Consider the following 22093-nt stretch of genomic DNA (forward strand, 5'->3'; position numbering starts at 1 on the left):
CGACCCCGACACCCAGTGATTACCAGGGTCCGCCGAGTCCTGTCCTCCGGTTGCCGAAAGTGCCGGGGTCCGGTAGCGCGGCCTCGAACCGCCCGGAAATGCCCGCGGCATAGGCGCGCGGCACGCGCGGACGCATGCGGCCAGCCGCCGGGGACTCACCCACCGAAAGTAGTCCTACGATCACGCACCCCGGCAGCCCCCGTGGCGAAACGCCACCTTTCGCCACCCCAACGAATGAACTCCCCGGCTGCATCAGGCGATTCACTTGACACAGCGCTGGTCAGCGCGTCCCGTGACGGGCGGGCGGACGCGTAACCATCGGCGGCGGCGATCCGTTGGAGGTGCATGGTGTTCACGATCAGCGGGATGCGGGAGTCGCGCGAGTCGCGGCAGCAGCGGACCGGCGTCCGGGACCTTCCCCGGCCGCGCCCCCCAGTGCGCCCTGGCGTACGCCGTCGGTTGCACGCTGGGGTCTGCACCACAGTTGGTGACTACACGGGTCGCTGCGGATGGGCCGTCGTACCCGGCGCCCGGGTCGCCCGCGGCGGCGGTTCGTGCTCCTGCGGTGACGCCTCCTGCCCCGCACCGGGCGCGCATCCGCTGCCCTTCGCCGACGAGATCCCGGCCGGAGCGCCGGCCGCGTGCGCCGCGGAGGCGTGGGCGCGGGTGCCGGGCGCGGCGGTGCTGCTGCCGACCGGGCGGTCCTTCGACGTGATCGAGGTGGCCACCGGACCGGGGCGGCGGGCGCTGGTGCGGCTGGAGCGGATGGGGCTGCGGCTGGGCCCGGTGCTGGCGACCCCGGCCGGGCGGGCGCAGTTCTTCGTCGCCCCGGGCGCGGCGGCCGAGCTCCCGCACCTGCTCTACCGGATGGGCTGGGACGACGCGGACCTCGACCTGCGCTGCCTGGGGCCCGGCGAGCACGTCACCGCTCCCCCGTCGGACCTCGGCGGCCTGGGCCCGGTGCGCTGGCTGCGCGAGCCGCCGCCGGAGGGCGTGCCGCACGCGCCCGAGGCACGGCTGCTGCTGGGCACGCTGGCGTACGTCTGCCACCGCGACCGCTCCCCGGCCTGAGCGGAGCGGTCCGGCCCGGACGCGCGGAGGCCGGGGACATGGGTAAGGGGCACCCCGCCATGGCGGGGTGCCCCTTACACGTCCGGGCCGGCGCTGCTCGCTACTCGCCGATGAGCGCGTCCACGAAGGCCTCGGGCTCGAACGGCGCCAGGTCGTCGGCTCCCTCGCCCAGGCCGATGAGCTTGACCGGCACGCCCAGCTCGCGCTGGACCGCGATCACGATGCCGCCCTTGGCGGTGCCGTCCAGCTTGGTCAGCACGATGCCGGTGATGTCCACCACCTCGGCGAAGACCCGGGCCTGCACCAGGCCGTTCTGACCGGTCGTGGCGTCCAGCACCAGCAGCACCTCGTCGACCGGGCCGTGCTTCTCGACGACCCGCTTGACCTTGCCCAGCTCGTCCATCAGGCCGGTCTTGGTGTGCAGCCGGCCCGCGGTGTCGATGAGGACGGTGTCGGCGCCCTCGGCGATGCCCTCCTTGACCGCGTCGAAGGCGATCGACGCCGGGTCGCCGCCCTCGGGGCCGCGTACGGTGCGGGCGCCGACCCGCTCGCCCCAGGTCTGGAGCTGGTCGGCGGCCGCGGCGCGGAAGGTGTCGGCGGCGCCGAGCACGACGCTGCGGCCGTCGGCGACCAGCACCCGGGCGAGCTTGCCGGTGGTGGTGGTCTTGCCGGTGCCGTTGACGCCGACGACCATCAGGACGGCCGGGGACTCCTCGTGGCTCTCGGTCCGCAGCGCCCGGTCCAGGGTCGGGTCGACGAGCGTGAGCAGCTCGGTGCGCAGCAGGCCGCGCAGCTCCTCCGGCGTCCTGGTGCCGAGCACCCGCACCTGGGTGCGCAGCCGCTCGACCAGCTCCTGGGTCGGGGCCACGCCGACGTCCGCGGTGATGAGGGTGTCCTCGATCTCCTCCCAGGTGTCGTCGTCGAGACGCTCCCGGGAGAGCAGGGTCAGCAGGCCCTTGCCCAGGGTGTTCTGCGAGCGGGACAGCCGCGACCGGAGCCGGACCAGCCGCCCGGCGGTCGGCTCGGGCGTCTCCAGGGGCGGCGCCGGTTCGAGCTCGATCTCCTCGACGGTCTCGGGCGCGACGGTGGCCCCGGGCAGCGGGACCTCTTCGATGGTCCGCCGGGATTCCTCCTGCGGCGGCGCGGTCTCCTCCCCGACCTGCGGTTCCGCGGGCGGAGAGGTGATCGTCGGCGTGCTCGGCGGCTTGCCGGGCGGCAGCTGCTGCTTCCTGCGGCGGCTGCCCACCACCAGCCCGCCGGCCCCGAGGATCACGACCAGGGCGATGACTACGACAAGGATGACGATTTCCATAACCCGACCAGTATCCACGGTCGGGTTATGCCGTGGTGGTGCCCGCGTCGGCCCGCCGCGGGTGTCGGCGGGCTCAGCCCATTTCCTCCAGCGATTTGCCCTTGGTCTCCTTCACGAAGAAGACCACGAAGGGGATGGAGAGAATCGCGAAGCACGTGTAGATCACGTAGGTCGCCGACAGGTTCCAGTCCGCCAGTGTCGGGAAGCTCGCGGTGATCGCCCAGTTGGCGATCCACTGCGCGGAGGCCGCGACGCCGAGGGCCGCGGCACGGATCTTGTTCGGGAACATCTCGCCGAGGAAGACCCACACCACCACGCCCCAGGACAGGGCGAAGAAGAGCACGAAGACATGGGCGGAGGCCAGCGCGACCGCGCCCTGGGCGGTGGGGAGCTTGTCGCCGTGCTTGTACGAGAACGCCCACGCCTCCAGGGCCAGCGCCACGGCCATGCCGGCGGAGCCGATGAGGGCCAGCGGGCGGCGGCCGACGCGGTCGACGAAGACCATGGCGATGGCCGTACCGATGATGTTCACGATCGAGGTGGTGAAGGAGTAGAAGAACGAGCCGGACGGGTTGATGCCGACCGACTGCCACAGCGTCGAGGAGTAGTAGAAGGCGACGTTGATGCCGACCAGCTGCTGGAACATCGACAGGCCGATACCGATCCAGACGATCGGCAGGAAGCCGAAACGCGAGCCGAGCAGGTCGGAGAAGGAGGACTTGTGCTCGCGGCGCATCGCGGTGCGGATCTCGTCGACGCGCGCGTCCAGGTCGGTCTCCTCGCCCTCGACCTCGGCGAGCACCTTGCGCGCCTGGACGTCCTTGCCGACGGTGAGCAGGTAGCGCGGCGACTCGGGGATGGCGAAGGACAGCAGCCCGTAGACCACCGCCGGGATGACCATCACACCGAGCATGAGCTGCCAGGCCTCCAGGCCGATGATCTTGCCGCGCTGGTCGCCGTTCGCACCCTGCAGGATGGCGTAGTTGACCAGCTGCGACACCGCGATGCCGAGCACGATCGCGGCCTGCTGGAAGGACGCGAGCCGGCCGCGGATGGCGGGCGGCGAGACCTCGGCGATGTAGGCGGGGCCGATGACCGAGGCCATACCGATCGCGAAGCCGCCGATGATCCGCCAGAAGGCCAGGTCCCACAGGGCGAAGGGCAGCGCGGAACCGACCGCGCTGATGGTGAACAGGACCGAGGCGATCTGCATGCAGCGGATCCGGCCGATCCGGTCGGCGATCCGGCCCGCGGTGGCGGCGCCGATGGCGCAGCCGATCAGAGCGATGGCGATGACCTGCGCCAGCGTGCCCGAGCCGATGTCGTACTTGTCGCGGATGGCCTCGACGGCGCCGTTGATGACGGAGCTGTCGTAGCCGAAGAGAAAGCCGCCCATGGCCGCGGCGGCGGTGATGAAGATGACGTGGCCCAGATGCTCCGGCGGCGTGCTGTCGCCCGTTCCGGAGGCTCGCTCCGCGCTGGTGGTCACAAGATCTCCTCGCCTTCGGCGTCCGGCCCCCAAAACCGGGGACCGGAGCTTCAAGTGTTGGCGGAGCCCCCTGCGGCCACCACTCGGAGTAGGCCGTCAGGCGGTTTTCCGCTGCCCGTCTCGCAGCCGCTGGCTGATCACCTTGGACACGCCGTCGCCCTGCATCGACACGCCGTAGAGCGCGTCGGCGACCTCCATCGTCCGCTTCTGGTGCGTGATGACGATGAGCTGGGAGCTTTCCTGGAGCTCCCGCATGATCCGGATCAGCCGCTGCAAGTTGGTGTCGTCCAGCGCCGCCTCGACCTCGTCCATCACGTAGAACGGGCTGGGGCGTGCCTTGAAGATCGACACCAGCATCGCCACCGCGGTCAGTGAGCGCTCACCTCCCGACAGCAGCGACAGCCGCTTGACCTTCTTCCCGGGCGGCCTGGCCTCAACCTCGACGCCCGTGGTGAGCATATTGTCCGGATCTGTCAGCAGCAGCCGGCCCTCGCCGCCGGGGAAGAGCCGGGAGAAGACGCCCTCGAACTCCCGTGCGGTGTCGTGGAAGGCGGCGGTGAAGACCTGCTCGACCCGCTCGTCGACGTCCTTGACCACCTGGAGCAGGTCGGCCCGGGTCTTGCGGAGGTCCTCCAGCTGCTCGGTGAGGAACTTGTGCCGCTCCTCCAGCGCCGCGAACTCCTCCAGAGCCAGCGGGTTGACCTTGCCCAGCTGGGCGTAGGCCTTCTCGGCGATCCGCAGCCGCTTCTCCTGCTCGGTGCGCACATACGGGCGGGGCAGGTTGCGCGGGTCCTCCGGATCCTCCGGCAGCACCTCCCCCTCGGCGGGCGGCGAGGGCGGCACGGGCTGGTCCGGGCCGTACTCGGCGACCAGCCCGGCCGGCTCCATGCCGTGCTCCTCCAGCGCCTTGGCCTCCAGCTGCTCGATCCGCAGCCGCTTCTCGGCGCCCAGCACCTCGCCCTTGTGGACGTCGCCGGTCAGCTTGTCCAGCTCGCTCTTCAGTTCGCGTCCGCGGCGCCGCTCCTGCCCCAGCTCCGCCTCCCGCTCGGCCCGCGCCTGCTCGGCGGCGGCGCGTTCGGCCTCGGCCCTGGCCAGCGACACCTGGACGCACTCCAGCAGCCCGCGCGCACCGTCCCGTACGGCCGCGGCCACCGACGCCTCGTAGGCCAGCCGGCGGCGGCGCTGCTCGGCCCGGGCCCGGGTCTCGCGTTCGGCGCGCGCGGCGCGATCCAGGCCGTCGGCCCGGCCGGACAGGCCCTTGACCCGCTCCTCGTGGGTGCGCAGCTGGAGCCGGGCCTCCATCTCGGTCTGCCGGGCGTTGGCACCGTCGGCGGCGAGCCGGTCGCGGGCCGAGGTGTCCGGCTCCTCCTCGCCGGGTTCCTGCTGCGCCTCGCCGAGCCGGTAGGACAGCTCCTCGAACTCCTCGCGGGCCGCCGCGAGCGACTCCCGGCTGCGGCCGACCGCGACGGCGGCCCGGTCGGCCTCCCCCGCCGCCGCCCTGGCCTGCCCGCCGAGCCGGCCCAGCTGCTGGGCCACGGAGGACTTCGCCTTCTCCGCCTCCCGGCGCCGGCGGCCCAGCTCGTCCACGGCGCGGGCCGCGACCGCCCGCCGGTCCTTGGCCCCGGCCTGACGCTCGGCCAGCTCGGCGCACTCCTTGGCGAGCCGCTCCAGCTCCTCGGCCGCCTCGTCCACCTGGGCCTGCACCTCCAGCAGGCTGGGGGCCTTGGCACTGCCGCCGACCGCGGTGTGCGCGGCCAGCAGGTCGCCCTCGGCGGTGACCGCGGTCAGCTCCGGGCGGGCGGTGACCACGGCCTCGGCGTCCTCCAGCGAGCCGACGACCACCACGTCGCGCAGCAGGACGTGCACCGCGGCGGCCACCTCCTCGCCCGCGGTCACCAGCTCAGCGGCCGGACGCGCCCCGGCCGGGAGCCCGGCGGACGGGCGCGGCGCAGGCTCCGGGGCGCCCGCGAGCAGCAGCGCGGCCCGCCCGGCGTCCTCCTTGCGCAGCAGCCGCAGCGCCTCCGCGGCCGAGCCGACCGAGGTGACCGCGACCGCGTCGGCGGCGGCGCCGAGCGCGGCGGCGACCGGGACCTCGTAGCCCGGGGCGACCCGCAGCAGCGTGGCGGCCGGGCCCAGCACCCCGGCGACCGCGCCGCCGAGCAGCGCGCCGCTGCCGTCCTTGCGGCGCAGCGCGGGCTCCAGCGCCTCACGCCGGGCGGCGACCGCGGCGCGGCGGCGCTCGGCGGCGGTGGCGGCCTCGCGGGCGGCGGTGAAGTCCTCGTCGGCGGCGGCCTGCTCGGCGCGCGCGGCCTCGAAGCGCTCCTCCAGCTCGGTGTCGTCCGCCTCCAGGCCCTCGACCTGGGCGGCCAGCTCCTCGTACTCGGCCTGCGCGGACTCCGCGCGCTCGCGGGCCTCCTCCTGGGCCGCCGTCAGCCGCTCTATCTCCGCCTCGGCCGAGAGGGTCCGCGAGCGGGCGGCGTTGACCTGGCCGCCGAGCCGGGCCAGGCCCTCACGCCGGTCGGCGATGGCCTTGGCGGCGGTGCGCAGCCTCGTCTCCTCCTCGGCGAGCCGCCGCTCCAGCTCGGCGCGGTGGCCGACGGTGTCGTCGAGGGCGCGCTGGGCGGCGTCCAGCGCCTCGGTCAGCTCGGCTTCCTGCTCACGGATACGGGCGGCCTCGCGCTCCATGTCCTCCGGGTCGCGGCCGCGCCGCTCCTCGGCGGGCTGGGAGGTGGCGTGCCGGTGGCGCTGCTCGGCCAGGCCCACCGTGCCGCGGACCCGTTCGGTGAGCTGGGACAGCTCGTACCAGGTGGCCTGCGCCTCGTTGACCCGCGGGGTGAGGGCGCGCACCTGCTCCTCCAGCCGGGCCTCGCGCCGGGTGGCGGCGGCGAGTTCGGCCTCGACGGTGTCCCGGCGCTCCTTGAGGGCGGCCTCGTCGGCGACCTCGGCGCGCAGTGCCTCGCGCAGGGTGACCAGGTCGTCGGCGAGCAGGCGCAGCCGGGCGTCGCGCAGGTCGGCCTGGATGACGGCGGCCCGGCGGGCGACCTGGGCCTGCCGGCCGAGCGGCTTGAGCTGGCGGCGCAGCTCGCCGGTGAGGTCGGTGACGCGGGCGAGGTTCGCCTGCATGGCGTCCAGTTTGCGGAGCGCCTTCTCCTTGCGCTTGCGGTGCTTCAGGACGCCGGCGGCCTCCTCGATGAAGGCCCGGCGGCCCATCGGGTCGGCGTGCAGCACGGAGTCCAGCTGGCCCTGGCCGACGATGACGTGCATCTCGCGGCCGATGCCGGAGTCCGACAGCAGCTCCTGGATGTCCAGCAGCCGGCAGGTGTCCCCGTTGATCTGGTACTCGCTGCCGCCGTTGCGGAACATGATCCGGGTGATCGTGACCTCGGCGTACTCGATGGGGAGCACACCGTCGGCGTTGTCGATGGTCAGCGACACCTCGGCACGGCCGAGCGGCGGGCGCCCGGTGGTGCCGGCGAAGATGACGTCCTCCATCTTGCCGCCGCGCAGCGACTTGGCACCCTGTTCGCCCATGACCCACGACAGCGCGTCGACCACATTGGACTTGCCCGATCCGTTGGGGCCGACCACACAGGTGATTCCGGGTTCGAAGCGCAGCGTCGTCGCCGAGGCGAAGGACTTGAAGCCGCGCAGCGTGAGGCTCTTGAGATGCACGCCCGCCGACTCTACTAGCCGCCTGCGGTTTCACCAGGGAATGTGCAGGGCACATCAGACGGTAAGAGCCGGTGACCACCCGGTGACGGGAGGGGGGAGTACCACGACGAAGGGACGCCGAAGCGTCCCTTGGCGGTGCCGCGATGGTGCGAGAACTGCTGATGCCGTACAGCTGTTGAGTGCGTGTGCTGCGCGATGCGTGATACGGCGGCGGCGAAGGCTGCGCCGGCTCAGGCGAGGACGGGCTCCCCGTGAGCGACGTCGATGCTGAGCAGCGACTCTTCGTGCGACGCGACAGTCAGAGCGTCATTCCGGGCCTGCATCCTGACCAGCTCGGCTTCCAGGTCCTGAACGCGCTGCTGCAGCCTTCGCATCTCGGCGAGGAGTCGCGGGTCGGGACCGCCGACGTAACCGAGAAGCGCTTTTGCCATGATGAGTGGTCCTCCACGCTGAGTGACCGACCGAGAGCGGTTTGGGTCGTGGGTGAGGGGGTAAAGCCCACGCGCAGGGTGTATGTCGTGGCTCGCCGTGAGCATTCCATGGAGCCACGTTGCGCTGGGCTTCCAGCGTCTCACCAAATAAGGGGACGGTCAACACGATCACAGCCCAGCCGCGGGATCCGCCTCAGAAAACACGGCGCCGACACGCCGGGGGCCACCCGCCTGGAGTCGAGATCATTCTCGATGGGGGCAGCCTGACACGACATCCGGGATATGGCAACCGGTCGTCCTCATCAGTTCGCAAAACATCGGCCGTCCGGGTACTCCTCCCGCGGTCCGGCCGCGACGGTCAGCGGATCTCGAAGCCGGCGTAGCCGCCGCGCGGCTGCGACCAGATCTCGGTCACCCCGTCGACCCTTCCGGGCGTGTCGCCCTCCCCCAGCCAGTCGAGCAGGCGTTGGCACCGGTCACGGGCCCCCTCGGCGACGACCTGGACCCGCCCGTCGGCGAGATTGCTCGCGTAACCGGACAGGCCGCCGATCTCCAGCGCGGTCGCACGGGTCCACCAGCGGAAGCCGACACCCTGGACCCGGCCGCGCACCCAGGCGGTGAGCCGGACATTTTCGCTCATGCCCGCACGTTATCCGGTTCTCAGGGCCGCGGTTGCGACCGCATCACGGCACGGGCGGGCGCGATTCGCTACAGTCGCCCCGCAGCAGGACTTCACCCGAACGGGTGAGGCACCGTGGAGCATGAGGAGCGCAATCGTGGGCCGACACAGCCGCCACGCGCAGCCTGCCGCGCCGCAGCCGCCCGCCGCACCACGCGGTCACCGCGGTCGGCGCAAGCAGCACCCGCTGCGTACCGGGATGCTGACCACGTCCACCGCGCTCGCGGTCGGCGCGGTCGTCAGCTCCTCCGGGCTGCTGTCCCAGGTCGCCGACCGGCTCGGCTACGACGACGGCTCGGGCACGACCCAGGCCGACGCGCCCGACCGCCCCGCGCAGGACGGCAGCGACTCGCCCTCCCCGCTGAGCACCACCGGCTCCCCGCTGCCGGGCAGCACCACCCCGGCCGCCGGAAAGCCCTCCCCGAGCGCGAGTGCGACCGGCACCAGGACCGCGCCCACGGCGACACCGACCCCGCGGACCACGACCGCGAAACCCACCCCGACCCGCACCAGCGCGGCCCCCACCACCCCGGTGCGCACGGCGCCCGCGACGACCTCTCCGGCCGCCTCACCGAACACGGACAAGCTCACCGCGACCCGGGCCGCGATCCTCTCCCTGGTCAACCAGGAGCGCTCCACCGCCGGCTGCAAGCCGCTCACCGCCAGCGGCTCGCTGGACGGCCTCGCACAGGCCTTCAGCGACGACATGGCCGCCCGCGGCTTCTTCGACCACACCGACCCGGACGGCGACGACCCCTGGGACCGCGCCAAGGCCCGCGGCATCGGCAACCTCGGCGGCGAGAACATAGCCAAGGGCCAGGCCACCGCCGAAGCGGTGATGACCGCCTGGATGAACAGCCCCGGCCACCGCGCGAACATCCTGAACTGCGACTACACGACGCTCGGCGTCGGCGTCCACTTCGGCTCCGGCGGCCCGTGGTGGACCCAGGACTTCGGCTTCTGAACCCGGTGGGCGCGGTGCACCCGGTGCGCCCGGTGTGTCACACCGCGCGCGGCGGGCGCTGGCAGCGCGGGCAGAAGTAGCTCGACCGGTTCATCCACGGACGGCGCCGGATCGGGGTGCCGCAGCGGCGGCAGGGCCGGTCCTCCTGGCCGTAGGCGTCCAGCGAGCGGTCGAAGTACCCGGATTCCCCGTTGACGTTGACGTACATGCTGTCGAAGCTCGTGCCGCCCGCGGCCAGCGCGTCGCCCATCACCTCGCGGATGTGCCGCACCAGCTCGGCCGTACGGGGCCGGGTCAGCGTCGCGGTCGGCCGCTCGTAGTGCAGCCGGGTGCGCCACAGGGCCTCGTCCGCGTAGATGTTGCCGACCCCGCTGATCAGGCTCTGGTCGAGCAGCGCCCGTTTGACGGTGGTGCGCTTGCGGCGCAGCGCCGCGTGGAAGGCGTCCTCGTCGAAGGCGTCGTCCAGCGGGTCGCGCGCGATGTGCGCGAGGGGCTCCGGGAGGCTGTCCGGGTCGTCCGGCACGGTCGGCTGCACCGACAGGCCACCGAAGGTGCGCTGGTCGACGAACCGCAGCTCGGTGCCGAGGTCGTCGGCGAAGGTGAAGCGGACCCGCAGATGCGTCTCGGGCGGGGCGCCCGCGGGCTTGACCAGGAACTGGCCGCTCATGCCCAGGTGGGCGAGCAGGGCCGCGCCCGGCTGGAGGGGGATCCACAGGTACTTGCCCCTGCGGCGGGGCTCGCCGAGCACGGTGCCGCGCAGTCCCGCCGCGAAGTCCGCAGGGCCGGCCGCGTGCCGCCGCACGGCCCTCGGGTGCAGGACGCTCACCGTCTCGACGGTGCGCTCCGCCGCCCAGCGCGCGAGCCCGCGCCGTACGACCTCGACCTCCGGCAGCTCCGGCATGGGCGTCCCTTCTGCGAAGCGCTTGAGGTCAGAGGGTGCGCGTGCCGCGCCGGGCACCCGCCTCCCAGGGGCGCGGGCCACTGTGCGCTCAGCCCGCCAACGGGGCGCGGGCCGTCACGGCCCGAAGGGTCTCTTCGGTCCGATCCGGACCACCGGCCGGTGGCGGGTTGCTCGCGCAGTTCCCCGCGCCCCTTCGGGGCGCCGACCCCTACGCGGTAGCGACGCCCCCCGCGGCGGGCGCGGAGGTCTTGCGGATGGAGCGCCAGGCGGCCTCGGCCGCCTGCTGCTCCGCTTCCTTCTTGCTGCGGCCGGTGCCGGTGCCGTACTCGACACCACCGACGCGGGCGGCAGCCGTGAAGGTCTTCTCGTGGTCGGGACCGGACTCCGAGACGACGTACTCGGGCACGCCGAGGCTCTCGCTCGCGGTCAGCTCCTGGAGGGAGGTCTTCCAGTCCAGGCCGGCGCCGAGGTTGGAGGACTCCTCGATCAGCGGGTCGAAGAGCCGGTGGACCAGCTCGGAGGCGGCGTCGAGGCCGCAGTCGAGGTAGACGGCGCCGATGACCGCTTCGAGGGTGTCCGCGAGGATCGATGCCTTGTCCCGCCCGCCAGTGCCCTCTTCGCCGCGGCCCAGGCGGATGAACGCGCCGAGGTCGAGCCCCCGGCTGACGCCCGCGAGCGCCCGCGAGTTGACCACCGCGGCCCGCAGTTTGGCCAGCTGGCCTTCCGGCAGGTCGGGGTGGGTGCGGTAGAGGGTGTCCGTGACCACCAGGCCGAGCACGGAGTCCCCGAGGAACTCCAGCCGCTCGTTGGTGGGCAGCCCGCCGTTCTCGTACGCGTACGAGCGGTGGGTGAGCGCACGTACCAGAAGGGCGGGCTCGAGTCGGTACCCGAGCCGCCCTTCCAGAAGCGTGTGGGACGAGGCTGTTTCCGTCGCGGCGTCCTTCGCGGCCTGCTTGGGCGCTGAGGCGTCTGACATAAAGCCTGTCACCTGCCGATCAGACGTCGAGGACCTGACGGCGGTTGTAGGTGCCGCAGTTGGAGCACGCGATGTGCTGCAGCTTCGGCTCGTGGCAACGCTCGCACGCCACGAGGCTCACGGGCGCAGCCTTCCACTGCGAACGGCGGTGACGCGTGTTGCTGCGCGACATCTTCCGCTTCGGAACAGCCACGGCTACTTCTCCTGGTCGTCATCGGAGCCGTTTCCGGCACCGTTTTGCTGGATGGTCGGATCCGACGGGTCGAGCGTCAGATCCTGCAAGGCCGCCCACCGGATGTCGGTGGCCTCGTGGTGGTGGCCGGGGTCGTCCGCGAGGCGTGCTCCACAGGTGGAGCACAGGCCCGGGCAGTCGTCCCGGCACACCGGCTGCATCGGCAGTGCGAGCACCACCGCGTCGCGCAGCACCGGCTCGAGGTCGAAGAGATCGTCCTCCAGCACCGGCATGTCGTCGTCCTCGTCGGCCTCGGCGTCGGCACCGGCTTCGCTCTTGCGGGCGGTCCTGGTGTCGGCGTCGGGGTAGGAGAACATTTCCTGGATGTCCGCGTCCAGCTCACGCTCGACGGGCTCCAGACACCTTACGCACTCCCCCTCGGCGGTCGCGTGGGCGGTGCCGCTGACGAGCACGCCCTCCATGACCGACTCCAGGCGGAGGTCCAGTTCGATGGCCGCGCCCTCGGGCACGGCGATGACGTCGCGGATCCCGAGGTCGGCGGGGGCCGGTACCGAGCGGGCGACCTTCTTCATCGCGCCCGGACGCCTGCCCAGCTCGTGTGTGTCGAACACGAGGGGCTTGCGGTGGTCAAGGCGGGTGTTCAGGGCTCCTGCTTTCCTCGGTCACGCCTGCCCTGTCGCTCGATGCGGGTGGGCAGGCAGAAGCGCCGGCGATTCACACGGCTGGAAGTGACAGGATACTGGACCCGCCGCTCCCGCCCAAACGGGGCGGTCTCCCGCCCCTCCTCAGCGGCCCTGCTCCAGCTCGCGCAGCCGGTCGAGGTCGATCATGCCGGTGTCGAAGAAGCTGGTCTCGTCGAGCGCGGCGGGCTGGCCCTGCGGGTATCCCTGCTGGCCCTGCTGCTGGTACGGGATCTGCGGCGGGTACTGCTGCTGGGTGCCGTAGTCGGGCTGCTGCCCGTAGTCGTAGCCCTGCTGCTGCTCCTGGCCGTAAGGCTGCTGCGGGGCGTACGGGTCCGCGTAGCCGGGCTGCTGGGCGTACTCCTGGGGGTAGCCGTCGCCGTCCTGGCCGTAGCCCTGCTGGTAGGTCTCCTGCGGGTAGCCGCCGTAGCCGGGGTCGTGGGGGGCCTGGGCGGCCGGCTCCACGGGCTCCTGCGGGCGGTAGCCGTACTGCGACAGGTCGGCCTGCTCGGCGACGGGGGCGGCCAGGCCCGCGAGGTAGTCGGCGTCGGACTGCCGGTGCGGGCCGTCCTCCCCGCCCTCCCGGTCGGCCGCGGCGATCTGGGCGGCCAGGTCGTCGATGGGGTTGTGCCCGGTGAGCTTGAGCCGGCCGCGGCCGACCGCCTCCAGGGTCTTGCTGAGCACGGCCTCGAAGGCGCCGAGCTTGGCGTCGACGTAGTCGTCCGCGCGGCGGCGCAGCGTCTCGGGGTCGCTGCTGCGCTCGGGGGCCTCCGGGTCGTCCTCGGCGTACTCCTGCTCGTAGCCCTCGTCGTAGCCGGGGCGGCGGCCGAGCAGCTTCTCGCGGCCGCGGTCGACGGAGCCGATGGTCTTGGTGAGGACCACCTCGAAGTTCGCCAGCTTGCTGTCGACGTAGTCGTCGGCCTCGGCGCGGATCTCGTCGGCCTCGCGGCGGGCCTCGGCGAGGATGCGCTCGGCCTCGTCCCTGGACTGCCGGACGACGGCGGTCTCGGCGGTCAGCGAGCCGCGCTCGGCGTGCGCCTGCTCGATGATCCGCTGGGCCTCGCCCCTGGCCTGCTCCACCATCTGCTCACGGTCGCCGAGCAGGTCCTGGGCCTGGGCCAGGGAGTCGGGCAGCGCGGCGGCGAGCTCGTCGAGCAGGGCCAGCAGCTCGGCCCGGTTCAGCACGCAGGAGGCAGACATCGGCATCGACCGGGCGTTCGCCACGGTGGCCGTGATCTCGTCGAGCTTCTTCTGGACGTCCACGTCTCGACTCTAGCGCTGCCGCAGCCGGGAGTTCAGCGCCTCCAGGACGGGAGCGGGTACCAAGTGCGAGATGTCCCCGCCCCATTGGGCCACTTCCTTCACAAGAGACGACGAGAGGAAGCTGTAGGCCGGGTTGGTGGGCACGAAGAGGGTCTCGACGCCCGACAGGCCGATGTTCATCTGGGCCATCTGCAGCTCGTAGTCGAAGTCGCTGACCGCCCGCAGGCCCTTGACGATGGCCGGGATGTCGCGCTGCTTGCAGAAGTCCACCAGCAGGCCGTGGAAGGACTCCACCACCACGTTGTCGAGGTCGGCGGTGACCTCCTGGATGAGCGCGATCCGCTCGTCCACGTCGAAGAGGCCCTGCTTGGACTTGTTGATCATCACGGCGACGTGCACGACGTCGTACAGCCGCGAGGCGCGGGCGATGATGTCGAGGTGTCCGTTGGTGACGGGGTCGAAGGACCCGGGACAGACTGCGCGGCGCATGACAGGCTCCTCGCTCTGCTGACGGGCGTTACCTGTGGGTAACCGGGGCGGCGCGACCGTACCAAAGAGTGGCCTCGCCGTACCGCCGGGAGCGGAGCCCCTCGAAACCGGCCGGCCAGCCGAATTCGCCGCCCCTGGTCCTGCGTTCCACGGTGACCAGTGTGTCGTCGGCGAGCCAGCCGCCCGCACCGAGTGTGAGCAGGATCTCGCGCAGTTCGTCGTCCGGCACGTCGTACGGCGGGTCCAGGAAGACCACGTCGTACGGCTCGGCGGGCGGCGGTCCCGCGGCGATCTTCTCGGCGCGGCCGCCGCGCACCTCGGCGCCGGGCAGGCCGACGGTTGCAGCGTTCTCCCGGATGGCGCGCAGCGCGCGCGGGTCGGACTCGGCGAGCAGGACGTGCGCCGCGCCGCGGGACAGCGCTTCGAGGCCGACCGCGCCGGAGCCCCCGTACAGGTCCATGACGCGGGCGCCGCCGAGGGTGCCGCGCAGCGCCTCCAGGGTCGAGAAGAGGGCTTCCTTGGCGCGGTCCGAGGTCGGCCGGGTGCCGGTGCCGGGCGGTACGGCCAGCCGGCGGCCGCCTGCCGCCCCGGCGATCACACGGGTCATGAGCTGCTCACCCTCGGCACCCTATCCGCCGCCGCGGCGCCACGCGGCTCAGCCCTTGTCCAGGTACTGCTCGCGCTCGGCGTCGAGCAGGCTGTCCAGGGCGCTGCGCAGGTCGGGGTGGCCGGTCAGCTCCGGATCGGCGGCGACCACGGCGACGGCCTCCTGCCGGGCCTCCTCGATGATCTCCCGGTCGCCGATCACGGTGAGCATCCGCAGCGACGAGCGGCTGCCGGACTGCGCCTGCCCCAGCACGTCGCCCTCGCGGCGCTGCTGGAGGTCGATCTCGGACAGCTCGAAGCCGTCCAGCGTGCCGGCCACCGCGTCCAGCCGGCCGCGCGCCGGGCTCGCCTCGGGCGCCTCCGAGACCAGCAGGCACAGGCCCGGGGCGCTGCCGCGGCCGACCCGGCCGCGCAGCTGGTGAAGCTGCGAGACGCCGAAGCGGTCGGCGTCCATGATCACCATCGCGGTCGCGTTCGGCACGTTGACGCCCACCTCGACGACCGTCGTGGCCACCAGGACGTCCAGCTCGGCGGCGGCGAAGCGGCGCATCACGTCGTCCTTGACGTCCGGCGCCAGCCTGCCGTGCAGCACCCCGACGCGCAGGCCGCGCAGCGGGCCCGCCGCGAGCTGCTCGGCCACCTCCAGCACGGCCAGCGGCGGGCGGCGCTCGGCGTCGTCGGCGTCCGCGGCGGGCTTGCCGGACTTCGCGGACCCGGCGGTCTTCTTCGCGCTCCTGCCGCCCGCGGGCTCCTCGTCGTCGCCGATGCGCGGGCACACCACGTACGCCTGGTGGCCGCCCTCGACCTCCTCGCGCACCCGCTCCCACGCCCGGCTCAGGAAGTGCGGCTTCTCCTCGGCGGGCACGACGTGCGTGGCGATGGGCGAGCGGCCGGCCGGGAGCTGGTCGAGGACGGACGTCTCCAGGTCGCCGAAGACCGTCATCGCGACCGTGCGCGGGATCGGTGTCGCCGTCATCACCAGCAGATGCGGCGGTTTGGGCGCCTTGGCGCGCAGCGCGTCGCGCTGCTCCACGCCGAAGCGGTGCTGCTCGTCCACGACGACCAGGCCCAGGTCGTGGAACTTGACCTTGTCCTCGATGAGCGCGTGGGTGCCGATGACGATGCCCGCCTCGCCCGTCACCAGGTCCAGCAGCGCCTGGCGGCGGGCGGCGGTGCCCATCGAGCCGGTCAGCAGCACCACCTTGGTGCCCAGGTCGCCGCCGCCGAGCATCCCCGCGGACTCGGCCAGCTCGCCCATCATCTCGGTGACCGAGCGGTGGTGCTGCTGGGCGAGCACCTCGGTCGGGGCGAGCATCGCGGCCTGGCCCCCGGTGTCGACGACGCCGAGCATGGCGCGCAGCGCGACCAGGGTCTTGCCCGAGCCGACCTCGCCCTGCAGCAGCCGGTGCATGGGGTGGTCGGTGGCCAGGTCGGCGAAGATCTCGGCGGACACCGCCCGCTGGCCCTCGGTGAGGGTGAAGGGCAGCTTGGCGTCGAAGGCCGCGAGCAGCCCGTCCGCACCGGGGCGGCGCGGCACCGCGGGCAGCGCCGACTCCGCGGCGCGGCGCCGGGCCAGCGCGACCTGGAGCACGAAGGCCTCGTCCCAGCGCAGCCGCTGCTTCGCCGTCTCCTCGTCGGCCTTCGTCCGCGGCCGGTGCACCTTCTGGAGCGCCTCGGGCAGGCCCACCAGGCCGCGTTCGGTGCGCAGCTGCTCCGGCAGCGGGTCGCCGACGCCCGCCCAGCCGGTCGCCTCCAGCGAGTTCAGCGCCGTCTCGACGGCCTGGGCGATCTTCCACGAGGTGATCTGCTTGCAGGCCGGGTAGAGCGGCAGGCGGCGGCCCGCGAACGCGTCGGCGGCCTGCTTGCCGTCGTCGTCGGCGTCCAGCAGCTGGTAGTCGGGGTGCGCGAGCTGCCGGACGCGGTTGAAGACCGACACCTTGCCGGAGAACATGCCGCGGCGGCCCGGGATCAGGCGGTGCGCGTGCGCGTGGGCGGCCTTGCTGAAGAAGACCAGGGTGAGCGAGCCGCTGCCGTCGGTGACGACGACCTCCAGGCGCACTCCGGAACCGCCGCCGTACGTCCGCTTGTCGGCCTTGGCGATCTGCGCGACCACCGTCACGTACTCGTCGACGGGCAGGTCGGCGAGGCGGGTCAGCTCGCCGCGCTCGGCGTACCGCCGCGGGTAGTGGTGCAGCAGGTCACCGGTGGTGTGCAGGTCGAGATGCTCGCCGAGCACCTTGGCGGTGCGGTCCCCGACGAGCTTGCGCAGCGGTTCGTCCAACGGATTCGCGGTCATCGCCCCCATCCTCGCGCACCCCACCGACAACCGGGGCCCCGCCGCCCGGGTGCGGGCGCGGCGCTACTCCACACCGATGAGCAGCGGGCAGGACGGGTGGCCGCCCTCGTACATGACGGTGTCCACCGCGAGGTGGGTGTCGCGGACGTGGGCCTCCAGCCGGGTCGCCAGGCCCGCGGGGGCGGTCGCGCCCAGCACGAGGGTGACCATCTCGCCGCCGGCCGCGAGCATGCGGTCCAGGACGCGCGCGGCGGTGTCCGCGACGTCCGCGCCGATCACCGCCACGTCGCCGTCGATCAGCCCCAGGACGTCCCCGGCCTGGCAGACGCCCGCCATCGTCCAGGACTCGTGCTCGGCGACGGCCAGCTCCGCGTAGCGGGTGGCGCCCGCGGCGGACGTCATCGCCACCACGTCCTCGTCGAAGCGGCGGGACGGCTCGTGGACGGCGAGGGCCGCGATGCCCTGCACCGCGGAGCGCGTCGGGATGAGGGCGACGCGCACACCGTCCGCGCGGGCCTGCGCGGCCGCCGCGCCCGCCGCGGGGCGCAGCTCGGCGTCGTTGGGCAGCAGGATCACCTCGCGGGCGCCCGTGCGCCGGACCGCCGCGGAGATCTCGCCGCTGGCCGGGGCCTCCCCCGCGCCGACGGCGACCACCACGGCGCCCGCCTGTGCGCACAGCGCCGCCATGCCCTCGCCGCGCACCAGCGCGACGACCGCGCGCTCGGGCCCCCGGTCGCCCGGCGTGCGCTGGGTCTGGGCGCCGAAGTGGGTGACGCGGATGCGGTGCGGACGGCCCGCCTCGATACCGGCCTCGATGGCCGCGCCCACGTCGTCGACGTGCACATGGACGTTCCACAGCCCGTCGCCGCCGACGACGACGAGGGAGTCGCCGAGCGGGTCCAGCCGGGCCCGCAGCTGCGGGACGGCGGCGGGCGGCGCCTCCAGCAGGTAGATCACCTCGAACGCCGGTCCGCCCGGCGCGGCGTCCCCCTCCGGGCAGGCGGCGGCCTGTTCCGCCCGCGCCGCGGCGGGCCGGGCGGCGGCGCCCACGGCCTCCTGGCGGCGCGGCGCCTCCCCGGTCACGGCGTCGGCCAGCGCGCCCAGCACGGCGACGAGCCCGAGACCCCCGGCGTCCACGACCCCGGCCTCGCGCAGCACGCCGAGCTGCTCCGGCGTCGCGGCCAGCGCCTCCCGCGCCCCGCGGTGCGCGGCCCGCACGACCCGGCCGAGGTCCGCGGCGGCGCCCTGTGCCGGGCCGGCCGCGGTCGCCTCCAGCGCCGTCGCCGCCGCGGTCGCCGCCGCCGCGGCGACCGTGAGCATCGTGCCCTCCGCCGGGTGGGCGACCGCCTCGTAGGCGGAGTCGGCGGCCGTGCGCAGGGCCCGGCACAGGGCGGCGGCGTCCGGCTGGGGCGCCGGGTCGGCGGCGAGGGACTCGTTCATGCCGCGCAGCAGTTGCGCCAGGATCGTGCCGGAGTTGCCGCGGGCGCCGATGAGGGCGCCGTGCGACATCGCGCGGAAGGCCTCCGGCAGGGACGGCCGGGCCGCCGGGTCCGCCGCGGCGTGGGCGTCGCACACCGCGTCCACGGACTGGGCGGCGGATTCCACGGTGAGGTAGAGGTTCGTCCCGGTGTCGCCGTCGGCGACGGGGTAGACGTTGATCGCGTCGATCTCCTCGCGGGCGCGGCCCAGGGCCGCGAGGGCGAGCCGGCACCAAGTGCGCACCGTGGGTGCGTCGAGCGAGGGCGGCACGGATCCTCCAGCGAGCGCGACAACTGCGTCCGAGCCTATCCGGCCCCGCTCGGGCGGGGGTTCGCGGCGGCGCCCGCCCGGGGAGCGGGCCGGGGCGCAGGTCGCGGCGGGGAGGCCGGAGGGCGCGGGGCGGGGGCACCGGGCGGGGCATGGTAATTTCGTAGGAGCCGCGCAGGCGTTGTATGCTGCTCCGGTTGCCTGGGGTCTCTCCGGGCTTTTCCTCGTAAATGCATCTGAAGTCTTTGGAGTGTCCCGTGGCTGCCAACTGCGACGTCTGCGGCAAGGGGCCGGGCTTCGGCAACAGCATTTCCCATTCGCACCGCCGTACCCCGCGTCGTTGGAACCCCAACATCCAGCGGGTGCGCGCGGTCGTGGGGAAGACGCCGAAGCGGCTCAATGTCTGCACCTCGTGCATCAAGGCCGGCAAGGTCTCGCGCTAGCGAGTGGCCCGTTGCCGCGTGGGAACACGCGGCAGTCGTACCGCAGCGGCGCGGCCTTCCGGCTTCGCGAAGCCGGCTCACCAGTGGTGGGCCGGCTTTTTGCGTGCCCAGGTGCCCGGGTGCCGAGGTGCCACCGCGCCCCGCTATCCGCGGAACGCCGGGTCGACCGGACCCGTGCCCGTGCCGAGCGGGTAGCCGGCGGTGATCGCGGCGGTCACGAAGGCCTTGGCAAGCGCGGCCGCCTCGGGGACCGGGCGGCCGTGGGCGAGGTGGGTGGCCAGGGCGGTGGCGAGGGTGCAGCCGGTGCCGTGGGTGTGGGCGGAAGGGTGGCGCGGGGCGCGGAACCAGTGCTCGGTGCGGCCGTCGCTGAGCAGGTCGGGGGCGTCGGCGGCGGGCAGGTGGCCGCCCTTGACCAGGACCCAGCGCGGGCCGAGGGCGAGGACGGCCCGAGCCGCGGCGCGCATGCCGTCCTCGTCGGTGACGGTGACGCCGGTGAGCCGGGCGACCTCGTCGAGGTTGGGGGTGACGACGGTCGCGAGCGGCAGCAGCCGGTCGCGTACGACAGCGGTGGCGTCCTCGTGCAGCAGCGCCTGGCCGTGGCTGGAGACCCCGACCGGGTCGACGACGACCGGTACGCGGACGTCGCGCAGCAGGTCGGCGACGGTGCCGGCCGTCCGCGCCGAGCCGAGCATGCCGGTCTTGACGGCCTGCACCCCGATGTCGTCCACGACCGCGCGGAACTGCGCGCGCACCGCGTCCGGCGGCAGCTCCCAGGTGCCGTGCACGCCGTGCGAGTTCTGCGCGGTGACCGCGGTGACGACGGTCGTGCCGTGGGCGCCGAGCGCGGTCGCCGTCTTGAGGTCGGCCTGGACGCCGGCCCCGCCGCCGGAGTCGGATCCGGCGACGGAGAGCACCCGTACGGGCGTGGGCGCGGTCACGCCCGTCACGCGTCCGGGCCGAAGTGGTCCCAGCCGCCCGCCTTCTCCCAGGGCGCGCCGTCCACGGTGACCTGCGGGGCGCGTCCGGAGGGGGCGCTGACCGCGCCGATGACGCGCCAGCGGGCGGGGAGCTTCACGTCGGGCGGGAAGGTCGCGACGATGGCGTGGTCCTCGCCGCCGGTGAGCACCCAGTGCAGCGGGTCGACGCCGACGGCCTGCCCGATGTCGGTCATCTGGGCGGGTACGTCGATGTCGGCGGAGCGCAGGTCGATGTCGGCGCCACTGGCGGCGGCGATGTGCCCGAGGTCGGCGACCAGGCCGTCGCTGACGTCGGTCATGGCGGTGGCGCCCAGCTCGGCGGCGGCCGGCCCGGCGTGGTACGGCGGCTCGGGACGGCGGTGGGCCTCGACGAAGGCGCGGGGGGAGCGGAAGCCGCGGGAGAGGACGGCGAGCCCGGCGGCGGACCAGCCGAGCCATCCGGTGACGGCGACGACGTCGCCGGGACGCGCCCCCGAACGGGTGACGGCGGAGCGGTTGCGCAGGTCACCCAGCGCGGTGACGGCGACCGTGATGGTGTCGCCGCGGACGACGTCCCCGCCGACGACGGCCGCGCCGGCCACCTGGCACTCGTCGCGGATGCCGTCCATCAGCTCGACCGGCCAGGTGGCGGGCAGCTCGACGGGCACGACGAGGCCGAGCAGCACCGCGGTGGGGACGGCGCCCATGGCGGCGATGTCCGCGAGGTTCTGAGCGGCGGCCTTGCGGCCGACGTCGTAGGCGGTGGACCAGTCGCGGCGGAAGTGCCGGCCCTCGATGAGCAGGTCGGTGGTGGCCACCACCCGCCGGTCGGGGGCGGCGACGACGGCGGCGTCGTCACCCGGGCCGATCTTCACGGCCGGGGTCGAGGTGAGGCGCGAGGTCAGCTCCCTGATGAGCCCGAACTCCCCCAGCTCCCCCACAGTGCCCTTCATCTGTTCCGTCCCCTCTGGTTCTTCCGCTCGCGTGCTACCGCGCGCATCGGCGTCAATCGGCGTTTCTCGGCGTCAATACGGGGGTCAGGTACCGCGCGGGTCTCCCCGCCGTGCGCGACGACGCGATAACGTGGCGTCCCCCTTCCCACATGATCCTCGTAGCCGCCCTGGAGGTTCCGTGGTACAGGCCTACATCCTGATCCAGACCGAGGTCGGAAAGGCCTCGGCAGTCGCGGAGGTGATCTCCAAGATCGACGGCGTCATCCAGGCCGAAGACGTCACCGGACCCTATGACGTGATCGTCCGGGCCCAGGCGGACACGGTCGACGAACTGGGCCGCATGGTGGTGGCCAGAGTCCAGCAGGTGGACGGCATCACCCGGACCCTCACCTGCCCCGTGGTCCATATCTAGCCCCCGATATGCTCGCCCGGTGGCACTCTTCCACCGGGTCGTCCTCGTCAACATCGCTGCCGTCTCCTGCCTCGCGGCGGTGGCGGCGTACGGCTTCGCCGTCTCCGGTAACGGTGACGGTACGGTCGCTGTGCCGGTTCCTGATCCCCTGACGTCGAGCTACTGCCGCGCGCTGCACGAAGCTCTGCCGCAGCGCGTCGGCGGGCTCCCCCGGCATGATCTCAAGCCGGAGTCCGATCTGACCGCCGGGTGGGGTGATCCGGCGATCGTGCTGCGCTGCGGGGTGCCCCGGCCGGCGGTGGACGACGACCCGGAGGCCGACGGCGTCGACGTGGACGAGGTGGGCTGGTCCGTGGAGCACGTCGAGAACGGCGCGCTGCGCCTGACCACGACGTACCGCAAGGCGTACGTCGAGGTGACGCTGCCGGAGAAGTACGCGGGGGACGTCGGTCCGCTGACCGACCTGGCCGGCGCGGTGCAGCGGACCGTCCCCTCCACGGTGTGACGTCCCCGCGGTGCCTCCCGCACCGCGGGCGCTACCGCAGGGACGTTTCCGCGGGT

Annotated in this window: 21 protein-coding genes; 5 read left to right on the plus strand and 16 right to left on the minus strand. The window is 73.4% G+C overall.

The genetic code is table 11. The features are described from left to right. Nucleotides 1-345 precede the first annotated feature (345 nt). Nucleotides 346-1071, plus strand: coding sequence for a bifunctional DNA primase/polymerase (locus ACH4PY_RS24680; RefSeq protein WP_398186776.1), 726 nt, complete (start codon nt 346-348; stop codon nt 1069-1071). Nucleotides 1072-1171: 100 nt separating this feature from the next. On the opposite strand, the gene ftsY is transcribed toward ACH4PY_RS24680, so the two are convergent. From ftsY to ACH4PY_RS24705, 5 genes are all read right to left on the minus strand, one after another. Continuing rightward, nucleotides 1172-2383, minus strand: a complete 1212-nt coding sequence (gene ftsY / locus ACH4PY_RS24685; protein WP_398186779.1) for a signal recognition particle-docking protein FtsY — start codon at nt 2381-2383, stop codon at nt 1172-1174. Between the two features lie 73 nt (nt 2384-2456). Further along, nucleotides 2457-3872 carry a sugar porter family MFS transporter gene (locus ACH4PY_RS24690; protein ID WP_398186783.1) on the minus strand — a complete coding sequence of 472 codons (1416 nt, stop codon included), beginning with the start codon at nt 3870-3872 and terminating at the stop codon, nt 2457-2459. Nucleotides 3873-3968: 96 nt separating this feature from the next. After that, nucleotides 3969-7544: a chromosome segregation protein SMC gene (gene smc, locus ACH4PY_RS24695; protein ID WP_398186786.1), complete on the minus strand. Its 3576-nt coding sequence runs from the start codon at nt 7542-7544 to the stop codon at nt 3969-3971. A gap of 230 nt (nt 7545-7774) precedes the next feature. Beyond that, nucleotides 7775-7975 carry a hypothetical protein gene (locus tag ACH4PY_RS24700; protein WP_031518990.1) on the minus strand — a complete coding sequence of 67 codons (201 nt, stop codon included), beginning with the start codon at nt 7973-7975 and terminating at the stop codon, nt 7775-7777. A 358-nt stretch (nt 7976-8333) separates the two neighbouring features. Further along, nucleotides 8334-8615, minus strand: a complete 282-nt coding sequence (locus ACH4PY_RS24705; protein ID WP_398186790.1) for an acylphosphatase — start codon at nt 8613-8615, stop codon at nt 8334-8336. Nucleotides 8616-8751: 136 nt separating this feature from the next. On the opposite strand from ACH4PY_RS24705, the gene ACH4PY_RS24710 reads away from it, so the two are divergent. Further along, nucleotides 8752-9618 (plus strand): CAP domain-containing protein, encoded by an 867-nt coding sequence (locus ACH4PY_RS24710; RefSeq protein WP_398186793.1) that lies wholly within the window; start codon nt 8752-8754, stop codon nt 9616-9618. Nucleotides 9619-9655: 37 nt separating this feature from the next. Here the strand turns inward: ACH4PY_RS24710 and mutM are convergent, their stop codons facing one another. From mutM to ACH4PY_RS24755, 9 genes are all read right to left on the minus strand, one after another. Further along, a complete protein-coding gene (gene mutM, locus ACH4PY_RS24715; RefSeq protein ID WP_398186796.1) occupies nt 9656-10519 on the minus strand; it encodes a bifunctional DNA-formamidopyrimidine glycosylase/DNA-(apurinic or apyrimidinic site) lyase in 864 nt (287 codons plus the stop codon). Between the two features lie 208 nt (nt 10520-10727). Then, nucleotides 10728-11495 carry a ribonuclease III gene (gene rnc, locus ACH4PY_RS24720; RefSeq protein WP_398186799.1) on the minus strand — a complete coding sequence of 256 codons (768 nt, stop codon included), beginning with the start codon at nt 11493-11495 and terminating at the stop codon, nt 10728-10730. A 19-nt stretch (nt 11496-11514) separates the two neighbouring features. Then, complete coding sequence (gene rpmF / locus ACH4PY_RS24725) at nt 11515-11688, minus strand: 50S ribosomal protein L32 (protein ID WP_398186802.1); 174 nt, start codon at nt 11686-11688, stop codon at nt 11515-11517. 2 nt (nt 11689-11690) lie between these two features. Continuing rightward, nucleotides 11691-12299 carry a YceD family protein gene (locus tag ACH4PY_RS24730; RefSeq protein WP_398186804.1) on the minus strand — a complete coding sequence of 203 codons (609 nt, stop codon included), beginning with the start codon at nt 12297-12299 and terminating at the stop codon, nt 11691-11693. 174 nt (nt 12300-12473) lie between these two features. Next, on the minus strand, nt 12474-13631 hold the full coding sequence (locus ACH4PY_RS24735) for an ATP synthase F0 subunit B (RefSeq protein ID WP_398186807.1): 1158 nt from the start codon (nt 13629-13631) through the stop codon (nt 12474-12476). A 9-nt stretch (nt 13632-13640) separates the two neighbouring features. Then, complete coding sequence (gene coaD / locus ACH4PY_RS24740) at nt 13641-14120, minus strand: pantetheine-phosphate adenylyltransferase (protein ID WP_398186810.1); 480 nt, start codon at nt 14118-14120, stop codon at nt 13641-13643. 28 nt (nt 14121-14148) lie between these two features. Then, nucleotides 14149-14727, minus strand: a complete 579-nt coding sequence (gene rsmD / locus ACH4PY_RS24745; RefSeq protein WP_398186813.1) for a 16S rRNA (guanine(966)-N(2))-methyltransferase RsmD — start codon at nt 14725-14727, stop codon at nt 14149-14151. A 48-nt stretch (nt 14728-14775) separates the two neighbouring features. Continuing rightward, nucleotides 14776-17031: an ATP-dependent DNA helicase RecG gene (gene recG, locus ACH4PY_RS24750; RefSeq protein WP_398186816.1), complete on the minus strand. Its 2256-nt coding sequence runs from the start codon at nt 17029-17031 to the stop codon at nt 14776-14778. A 54-nt stretch (nt 17032-17085) separates the two neighbouring features. After that, nucleotides 17086-18771, minus strand: a complete 1686-nt coding sequence (locus ACH4PY_RS24755) for a DAK2 domain-containing protein (protein ID WP_398186819.1) — start codon at nt 18769-18771, stop codon at nt 17086-17088. A 254-nt stretch (nt 18772-19025) separates the two neighbouring features. Between ACH4PY_RS24755 and rpmB the strand changes: the two genes are divergently transcribed. Further along, nucleotides 19026-19211 (plus strand): 50S ribosomal protein L28, encoded by a 186-nt coding sequence (gene rpmB / locus ACH4PY_RS24760; protein ID WP_033173090.1) that lies wholly within the window; start codon nt 19026-19028, stop codon nt 19209-19211. 143 nt (nt 19212-19354) lie between these two features. Here the strand turns inward: rpmB and thiD are convergent, their stop codons facing one another. Continuing rightward, nucleotides 19355-20149 carry a bifunctional hydroxymethylpyrimidine kinase/phosphomethylpyrimidine kinase gene (gene thiD, locus ACH4PY_RS24765; RefSeq protein ID WP_398186824.1) on the minus strand — a complete coding sequence of 265 codons (795 nt, stop codon included), beginning with the start codon at nt 20147-20149 and terminating at the stop codon, nt 19355-19357. Between the two features lie 5 nt (nt 20150-20154). Beyond that, nucleotides 20155-21120, minus strand: a complete 966-nt coding sequence (locus tag ACH4PY_RS24770) for a thiamine-phosphate kinase (protein WP_398186827.1) — start codon at nt 21118-21120, stop codon at nt 20155-20157. 178 nt (nt 21121-21298) lie between these two features. Here ACH4PY_RS24770 and ACH4PY_RS24775 point away from each other — a divergent pair, with 178 nt between their 5' ends. Together ACH4PY_RS24775 and ACH4PY_RS24780 are read left to right on the plus strand one after the other, a co-directional pair. Then, nucleotides 21299-21532 (plus strand): Lrp/AsnC family transcriptional regulator, encoded by a 234-nt coding sequence (locus ACH4PY_RS24775; RefSeq protein ID WP_205043521.1) that lies wholly within the window; start codon nt 21299-21301, stop codon nt 21530-21532. Nucleotides 21533-21551: 19 nt separating this feature from the next. Continuing rightward, on the plus strand, nt 21552-22037 hold the full coding sequence (locus tag ACH4PY_RS24780; RefSeq protein WP_398186831.1) for a DUF3515 domain-containing protein: 486 nt from the start codon (nt 21552-21554) through the stop codon (nt 22035-22037). Nucleotides 22038-22093 lie beyond the last annotated feature (56 nt).

It is taken from the genome of Streptomyces sp. NPDC021224 (assembly GCF_044332905.1).
Classification (GTDB): Bacteria; Actinomycetota; Actinomycetes; order Streptomycetales; family Streptomycetaceae; genus Actinacidiphila.

Bases quoted from the DNA above. Each gene is read 5' to 3' on its own strand.
- ACH4PY_RS24680 (WP_398186776.1), top strand. From the start codon at position 346: ATGGTGTTCACGATCAGCGGGATGCGGGAGTCGCGCGAGTCGCGGCAG.
- ftsY (WP_398186779.1), bottom strand. From the start codon at position 2,383: ATGGAAATCGTCATCCTTGTCGTAGTCATCGCCCTGGTCGTGATCCTC.
- ACH4PY_RS24700 (WP_031518990.1), bottom strand. From the start codon at position 7,975: ATGGCAAAAGCGCTTCTCGGTTACGTCGGCGGTCCCGACCCGCGACTC.
- ACH4PY_RS24705 (WP_398186790.1), bottom strand. From the start codon at position 8,615: ATGAGCGAAAATGTCCGGCTCACCGCCTGGGTGCGCGGCCGGGTCCAG.
- mutM (WP_398186796.1), bottom strand. From the start codon at position 10,519: ATGCCGGAGCTGCCGGAGGTCGAGGTCGTACGGCGCGGGCTCGCGCGC.
- rnc (WP_398186799.1), bottom strand. From the start codon at position 11,495: ATGTCAGACGCCTCAGCGCCCAAGCAGGCCGCGAAGGACGCCGCGACG.
- coaD (WP_398186810.1), bottom strand. From the start codon at position 14,120: ATGCGCCGCGCAGTCTGTCCCGGGTCCTTCGACCCCGTCACCAACGGA.
- rsmD (WP_398186813.1), bottom strand. From the start codon at position 14,727: ATGACCCGTGTGATCGCCGGGGCGGCAGGCGGCCGCCGGCTGGCCGTA.
- recG (WP_398186816.1), bottom strand. From the start codon at position 17,031: ATGGGGGCGATGACCGCGAATCCGTTGGACGAACCGCTGCGCAAGCTC.
- ACH4PY_RS24770 (WP_398186827.1), bottom strand. From the start codon at position 21,120: ATGAAGGGCACTGTGGGGGAGCTGGGGGAGTTCGGGCTCATCAGGGAG.